The organism is Paucilactobacillus wasatchensis, from assembly GCF_000876205.1.
GTDB classification, from domain to species: domain Bacteria; phylum Bacillota; class Bacilli; order Lactobacillales; family Lactobacillaceae; genus Paucilactobacillus; species Paucilactobacillus wasatchensis.
In genome coordinates, this window is sequence record NZ_AWTT01000061.1 from 1 (window position 1) to 7076 (window position 7076).

Annotated in this window: 8 protein-coding genes; 1 reads left to right on the top strand and 7 read right to left on the bottom strand. The window is 35.2% G+C overall.

The window, feature by feature from the left end:
• From WDC_RS08595 to WDC_RS08625, 7 genes are all read right to left on the bottom strand, one after another.
• Positions 1 to 284: hypothetical protein (locus WDC_RS08595; RefSeq protein WP_044011453.1), on the bottom strand; the 284-nt coding region annotated here is incomplete at its 3' end.
• 4 nt (positions 285 to 288) lie between these two features.
• On the bottom strand, positions 289 to 492 hold the full coding sequence (locus tag WDC_RS08600) for a hypothetical protein (protein WP_044011454.1): 204 nt from the start codon (positions 490 to 492) through the stop codon (positions 289 to 291).
• A 573-nt stretch (positions 493 to 1065) separates the two neighbouring features.
• Positions 1066 to 1425, bottom strand: coding sequence for a hypothetical protein (locus tag WDC_RS08605; RefSeq protein ID WP_010622475.1), 360 nt, complete (start codon positions 1423 to 1425; stop codon positions 1066 to 1068).
• A 4-nt stretch (positions 1426 to 1429) separates the two neighbouring features.
• Positions 1430 to 2248: an AAA family ATPase gene (locus tag WDC_RS08610; protein WP_044011455.1), complete on the bottom strand. Its 819-nt coding sequence runs from the start codon at positions 2246 to 2248 to the stop codon at positions 1430 to 1432.
• A gap of 1250 nt (positions 2249 to 3498) precedes the next feature.
• Positions 3499 to 4272: a PH domain-containing protein gene (locus WDC_RS08615; protein WP_225349644.1), complete on the bottom strand. Its 774-nt coding sequence runs from the start codon at positions 4270 to 4272 to the stop codon at positions 3499 to 3501.
• Positions 4273 to 5223: 951 nt separating this feature from the next.
• A complete protein-coding gene (gene apf / locus WDC_RS08620; protein WP_044011456.1) occupies positions 5224 to 6099 on the bottom strand; it encodes an aggregation-promoting factor in 876 nt (291 codons plus the stop codon).
• 459 nt (positions 6100 to 6558) lie between these two features.
• Entirely contained in the window at positions 6559 to 6822 is a 264-nt protein-coding gene (locus WDC_RS08625; protein ID WP_044011457.1) for a hypothetical protein, read from the bottom strand.
• A gap of 133 nt (positions 6823 to 6955) precedes the next feature.
• Between WDC_RS08625 and WDC_RS09565 the strand changes: the two genes are divergently transcribed.
• The coding region (locus WDC_RS09565) for a helix-turn-helix domain-containing protein (RefSeq protein WP_143049589.1) at positions 6956 to 7076 on the top strand (121 nt) is incomplete at its 3' end.

The window sequence follows — 7076 nt, forward strand, 5'->3', positions numbered from 1 at the left end:
CTATCATGCATATTATCAACTAGCAAGATTCTATCTTTAGTGTTGATAATCAATTCAGCATAGTTATACTTACTTGGCAAGGCTAGGCTATAAGATCCGATACAGTCCAGCTTTGGCTTTCCATGCCACATATAAGTGAAATATGCGTCAATAATAACGGGATCGCCCAAAGTAGGATCATCAAACTTAGCTACTTTGTTTTGGTACTCTAATTTAATCTTATCCAGATCAGGCTCCTTGCATTCTATTTGACGTTCTACCTTTGCTTGTTTAAAAATGTTCATTATTTTACCTCCTTGTTAATCCTGCGGCTATTGATCCGAAAAATAATAGTGCGGCAGATTGGGGAAAGTCCCACAGAAACCAGATAATAGTGAAAAAAACGATCGCAACAACTACAATGATTAACAAAAGATCTTTTAATAATTGTGAAAAGTTTCCCGGCTTTTTGTCTCCTGGATTTGGCCTTTTATTAATTGGTGGTGTTGCCATAATAGTTTGCCTTCTTTCGTAGGATCACCCCCACATGCGTGGGGAATACCCAATACTTATTTTTTAATATCTTCAGCTTGAATTAGGTTTAATTTCAAAATGTTGTTAATGTTACCTAAACAAATACCCTTTAAATTGTATTCATTAACAACCTCGCTGATTTTAGTCTCAGTCCTTAATAATTGGATTGGGGCTTTTTTTGTTTGCTTTCATAAAAACAGCCTATTTAAGGGACATTACAGAGCTTTTAATTGAATTTAGGTATAATTATGCCAGACCATATTAAAGTCGCTTAGACGGCCTGTATATATGGTTATATGAAGTTTAAATTAAAATGGCATAAAAATAGTGTCCCATATCATCACTTATGAGACACCTAATTGATTTTAAAAAAGTATACTTAGTTAATCTTATTATTCTTTGTGACCACATAATAATCCTATTATACGGACAATTTAAGAACTTTCTTAGTACTTTACTGAAATAGTGAAATAAGTAATTCGTGAAATGCTGAAATAATTATTTCGGGAAATAATGAAATTAATACTATAAAAAAAGAGAGCTATTAGATTCCTACATATCAGTCATATTCTTTTGAACTTCACGTACAGCATTTAAGATAACTTTCTTAGAGCTATCAGACATATTCTTGATGTAGGTTTCTACAATCTCATCAACAACATCATATATCTTCTTATCTTCCACAGAAGCAATCTGTTTAATTGCCATATGAGTATCCTTTTTAATGGTAATTGTTTTAGGTAGATCAGACCTTAATAGCTTTCTACTTGGCTGAATTAAAATCTGGTTATCAGGTAATGTTCTAACATGTTTTTTAGATTGCTCAGGTTCAACTTTAACAGGTGCTTTAGTTTTAGTAGCTCTACCTAGTAGAGTTGAAGTCAATCCTAGTCCCGGCTTTGGTTCAGTCATTTAATCACTCCTTAGCATCCTCAAATACTTTAATACGTGTTTCAATCTCTTTTACAACCTCAGCATAAATAGCGTGTACACGTCTATCATGAATTACTCTGTGGCTATTAGTAATGCCCGTTCGATCAAAGCGCTTCAAGCGTGCCATCTGTTTAATTTGAATCTCAAACATATTAGGCTTACCAAAGAAGTCTAAAGCGTCTGATAGTATATCAAGGTCTAGCTCATTACCATTCTGTAGAAGCACTGGTAAAACCCCTAATAGTTCAAGGTTAAGTTTGTAGTCTTCCCTAATCTGTAAGAGGTGTTCTGTATACGTCTTAGCACCACTTAAAGACCGCTGTTGTGTTTGAAGGACGATAATAACATAATCACAAGCTACTAAAGCTGAGTCTGTATACTTATTTAATTGTGGTGGCACATCTAAAATCACATAGTCGTAGTTATCCTTAATCTTAGCTAATAACTTACTGAAATAAGAATCCTGACTGTAATCATCATCAAAAGTAGAGAATAAATACTTTTCATAGTCTTGTAAGTCTTCATATGAAGGAAGCATTTGTAAATTATCCATTACATCAACTAAAGCGGGTTTTAAGTCCCCGCTTTCAAGCGCTACTTCTAATGTTGATTGAAATGTAGGTTTAACACCTAATACATTTTTCATAGTTAAGAAGAGTAAATCAGTAGCATTTGCCTGTGGATCTAAGTCAACTAATAAAGTCTTTTTTCCCTGCTTAGCTAAGGTATAGGCAATCATAACGGCGTTTGTGGTTTTCCCTACTCCGCCTTTAAAGTTCCCGGTTACAATAGTCTTTGTCATGTTGTCACTCCTCTGAATCATTGTTAAACAGAGTATAATACTACTTTTTATAAAAATCTATGAAATAGTGAAATAATTATTTCCTGAAATAGTGAATTCATGAAATAAGGAATTCGGGAAATAGTGAAAACTATAAAATTTCGGGAAATTTATAAATAACCATTTACAAGTGCTACTATTATATGGTTTAATGAACTTGTTTAAGAGTATTAAAAAAGCTCTGATTATTTGGTAGATAACCAGAGCAGAAAACTAAATAAAGATGTTAGGCATAGATTAGTTGATTGTTTGATAGGTAATCAACTAATCAAATAGTATCAGTTTACAAGTATTATGATACCTTAAAAACGTTGATCTGTCAATGGTTAGGACTGTTTTAAAAGGCCACAGAGAGGCACCTAGCACGGGGAGCTAAACCCCGTTAGCTGTTAGTCGGGGTGGAATCCCTACAAAAGAAATTCCGGGCTGATATTAAACATTCTCTTAATATTATCCCTAATCCGGTGAAATCGGTAAAAAAATCAAGCCGGGGGAACTCATTAATTAAGGTTATTGAGTTCAAAGCTAAAATACTTAATGTAGCATGCTGAAAATGCCGGGGGCGGTTCATACCTATTCAATTGTACTAAGTAGACTCTGTTGGCTATGGTTGCTAATATTTTCTATTAATAGGCGATTGAGGATGGTGAAGGATAAACCTTAATATGGGACATGTGAAGATGAGGAAACTCTGAGGGTGGTTGTGGTTGAAACCCATCCAGTTAAAAAGCTGTTCACATGGCTACTATTGTAGCAACTTGAGAATGCGAGAGCTGGCCGATGCTGAACGATATGCCCAGTAATTGAAAGTTTTCTTTGTCTAATCCGACGGGAAAACTATCTTCAATTCTACCTCAACCTCACTCAATCCCAGCAGGTGTAACCCATTAAAGTCAACTAATTGAGGAAATTTCACTAAGTTTTCTAAAATCAGAATGCTGTTAAATTAAGGTTTCAGAGTGTTACATAAACTATACCAATTTCATTTCACAAACTTTCCAAATAAAAAGCCCTTAGCCGTAATGGTTAGGGGTTTACTTTGAATACTGGGGATTATGTTAACTAACCTTATGGCACCAAGGACTGTCAGCTATTTAATATATTAAATTTTACATCGTGGTGCAAATTATTTGCTACATTGCTATATTTGCTTTTTCCGGTTCAAGTAAGTTTTCAAATTCATTAATTACCATTATGATAACTAGCTTTGATCATATATTCAAAAGTTGTTTTTTCTTTTTGCTAAATTCTTCTTCCGTTATTATTCCTTCATCGAGTAACGATTTTAAATCACGAAGTTTATTTGCTAAACTCTGTTCTTCCTTAACGATTTTTCTCTGGTTTGAACTATTTGTGTAATCAAGTCTTGCTTGTTTTATTGCATCAACCATTTTTGGTGCAGTATCTTTATTAACTTGTTCTATAAGTGTTGTTTTTGCTCCGTTGACAATTGATATATTTCCAAACACTATTTTTTTAGAATAGTTCACACTATTAACCATGTCTAATGGAATTTCAGTAGATTTAACACCATAAACGAGCCCTTTGTCTAAGAACAGTATTCTAATATTTGTGCAAACCATTAGAACAGTGTTTGCTTCAAGAAATCCACTGGTGGCATATTTTATGGTTTCATCATCAGATAAAATATCAGGTAATGTTCTGATTTCTTTTTTTGTTCCAAATGTATCTGATACTCCTACTTTTTTAAATTGTTCCCAAATTTTATCAATTTTATCTTGCTTATCCGCCTTTGCGTCTTGCTTTTTTTCTTTTGCTAATTCTTTAGTATTGATAGTTTCACCATTATTAATTAGTTTTGATAAATCAGCAATATTGTGTTCAGAAGCCCATGTTATATCAGACATGCTGGTTTTTAACCCTGCCTTTTTGAAACATTTTTCATCGGCAAATCCGTCTTTGAACTTTAAATTTTGGTCTAGAAGTTTAATTTTGTTTCCGCATATAGCGCAATTTTTTGTCATATGTACATCTCCAAATAGTATTTTATATTATATTGAATTAATATAAGAATAAATTAATAATAGCACAAAAAAAATAGAGAGCGTAAAATATCTTGTGTAAATGGTAGATTGTAAAATAGCGCTACCAATCCCGATTAACTAGCTGGAAAATCAATAACGACAATGATTAATTGGGGAAACTAATGATGAAAATTAGCCGCTTTATCCGATAAAAGTGATCACTTTTGGTCGATTTATGAAAAGTCAACGATGATTATCGATAATTTTAAGCACTTAACTAGTGAATTTTGACGGGTTAATTTGTCGGGAGGTCTGATTACAGTGACACTTAACTAGTCATTTTATTGCGTGGAGACGTGGTACTGACTAATTATTTTTCGGTAAAGCAGATAATTGATAGAAGTTGCGCATCGTGTAGTCAATTGTGGTCGGTTAACGAAGGCGTCGATTAATTAAGTATTACTATAGTAGGTTTATGCCAAAAGTAGCCCATGACGATCGCTACTAAAACGTTACTGGGTTAGTATTACGCCATAGCTGAATGGTATGTGGTTGTCGTTGTGGACTAGTCGTCAAACTGTCGGGGGTTCGGGACTGTACTTAGTCAGGAAATTAGTTGGATTTTCTCCGTTAAGGTTGGTGAATTGTTAAATAAAAACATGTGGTATTTTGGTTGGGAGAGTGGGTCGTCGATTGGGGGAGACAAATAGCAGGTCTGGATCGTGTCCGTCTTAAAGCGGTTGCTAGAATAAGCATATCGCATATCTAAATAACGGGTTGTCAGCATGCTCTAAGGCCCATTATAAAGTCACTTAGCAACTGAGTAACTTTGTAATGGGTATTGGTGGGGGGACACACGTGCTTCAGCACGGACTTAATAGTAGAAAAAAAGATTGCGAATCAGAAATGATCCGCAATCTTTGCATTTATTTATTAATTTAAAGTGGCTTTTTAGTACCAGCCATTAGCAAGCCAGTAACTCTTGGCGTTGCTCCATGAACCATAACGTGAAGCAACATATCTGTTAGCAACACGTTCTTGGTTGGCAGCGGAGTAGTCACCGTTTAAGTATGAAGCACTTAATTGGTACTTACCGAAGTATTGACCGTTACGAGCAGAATATGAACCACCAGATTCTTTACCAGCAATCCAAGCCTTAGCAGCACTATCAGAACCATTGTTGCTATAGTTTGATGTTGAACTAGACGTTTGAGTCGTCGTCTGAGCAGCAGGTTTGCTAGTTTGTGTTTGACTTGATTGGGTCTGGCTAGCTTGGCTCGGTTGAGCTTGAGTTTGACTAGTCTGAGCTGATGATTGTGTCGTGGTCGTTTGTTGAGTCGTCTGTGTTGAAGTCGTTGAGGTTGTTGAAGCTGTTGATGATGCAGCTGAGCTAGTAGCACTTGATGAAGCTTGACTAGTGGTTGCAGCAGAACTTGAAGCTTGGCTAGCAGCTGATTGCGTTGAGCTTGCTGAAGAAGCAGCACTCGTTGCAACACTTGAAGTAGCTTGGCTAGCAGCTGAAGAAGTAGCAGCAGAACTAGTAGCTTGGCTAGTTGCTGATTGTGGTGTAGCACTTGTAGCAGCAGAAGTCGTGGTTGTTGTAGTAGTACCATTGACTTCAAGCTTATCACCAATGAAGATTAAGTTAACATTAGCTAACTTGTTTGCCTTTTCAATGGCTGAAACTGAAGTGTTGTGAGCTTGGGCAATTGCTGAAACAGTATCGCCGGCCTTAACAGTATAAGTATCAGCGTTGGCAACCGTTGTTGAGATAGCGAATAAAGCTAATGCAGCAGTTGATGATAATACAAGGTTTTTGATTTTCATAATAATTAATACACCCTCCTATAATTTGCGTGTGTTCGATTATTTACATATATTTTCTATTGGTCGAGCAGTTGATGTCTCAACCAATCAACAGTGACTAGTATAACTAGTGAGTGTTTGCAGTGCAATAATCAGAACATTACGTTTTTAGGGGGTGCTTGTAATATAAGGCCGTTTTTGTAATGAATTGTAATATTCGGTAGATTGTATCAACATTATTAGAATAAAAGTAGCGGGATAAATATTTCACGACCAAATAGTATCTAATCTATACGTTCAACACCAAGCAATCACACAGCACAACACATCACGCCGTATAGACCCTTTAAAACGTCTTCTAAGCGATTTTAAGGTGCATTGCTTATTATATACCCAAGCATAATAAAACGTCTTAAAACCGATTTTAACGTAATGAAAACCAGCAAGCTACTTAGTGTAATCTGCTGGCCTATTTTTTATTTAATTACAAAGGCTCATCACTGATTGATAACTTAACAACCTTATTAATTCATCAATTAAATCATTTTTCCTATTTCCATGGGCTAAAGAAGTAGCCCAAGAGCACGGTCTAAAATTTAACTCACGATAAAGTTGTTCCAAAACAGTTAATGTTTTTGAATCAATGTTTGAAATACTACTTTTCGATTGTCCACCCATAGAAGTAATCATTTTTTGTACTAAATCTTTTGTTATCATTTGCTGTATTGAATTGTCTAATTTCATAGTAATTCTCCTAAATATTTTTTCACTAAAAAAAGGTAGATTGTAAAATTAATCCGAACGCTGTTCGGACAAAAAAGATCAGCTTCCTTTAAAATGGTGTTTACCACAAACCCATCTTTTAGGAGCTGATCTTTTGTCTAGTATAACCTATTCCGAACGAATTAAAATCGAAACCTTTTGTGAACTAGGGCTGTCCAATATCCAAATGGGCGTTCGGCTGAACCGATCACCGTCAACAATTTCTTATGAATTAT